At 54.0% G+C, this 708-nt stretch carries 1 pseudogene; it reads left to right on the top strand.

The features are described from left to right. Positions 1-494: 494 nt before the first annotated feature. A pseudogene (locus C5P05_RS00595) lies at positions 495-708 on the top strand (DDE-type integrase/transposase/recombinase); the annotation flags it as partial.

The raw sequence follows: 708 nt of genomic DNA, 5'->3' as shown, positions 1-708 counted from the left end.
AAGAGTGGTGCAAAATCTCACTCGTCGGGCTCACCAATTGGGCTTTCAACTTACACCACAGCAAACCTCCTCAGCATGATTTCAAATATCCGATTTCTCAAGGCTGCTGGGGAAGTTTCTTAAGAGGTTAGGAATGACTTTCGCAGCGGCGGGATCTCACCCTTGGACGCCGACAGAACCGGACGACGGTGTCTTTAGCGAGCGTCGAGACTTGTACTCGTGGGCGGCGATGTGCATTGCTTGCTTGACAGGAAGGGTCAATTTCGTAAGCGTCGGCCAACTTTGCGCCGCTGCCAAGGAACTGGATAGCGTCGCTCCTCGAGATACGCTTCTGAAATGCCTATCGAATACTCCCGCTGATCGGCCAGCGTCCGCAATGTCTGTCTTGTGGGAGCTCGATGATTTTCATCAAGACCGACTGGAGAAGACAGAGATTTTGCGGCTAATTGCGGTCGAATTAATGGCATCAGCGCACAGCAAGCTCGAAGGGTTGCTATCTGTCGCCCATGATCGACTGCTTCGATGGGCTGGTTATCAGTTGGTCAATCGGTACGCGTCCAGATGCCGAACTCGTTAACACAATGTTGGATGCGGCCATCGAAAGAGTGGCCAAAAGCGATGACCGCCCCGTCGTTCACTCTGACCGCGGTGCCCACTATCGCTGGCCTGGGTGGCTCACTCGGATACGCGATGCGAAGCTGATTCGCT

This window comes from Rhodoferax ferrireducens (genome assembly GCF_003347515.1).
Lineage (GTDB): Bacteria > Pseudomonadota > Gammaproteobacteria > Burkholderiales > Burkholderiaceae_C > Rhodoferax.
Note: the sequence above shows the minus strand (reverse complement) of the source record. Positions and strands in the feature narration are given on the sequence as shown.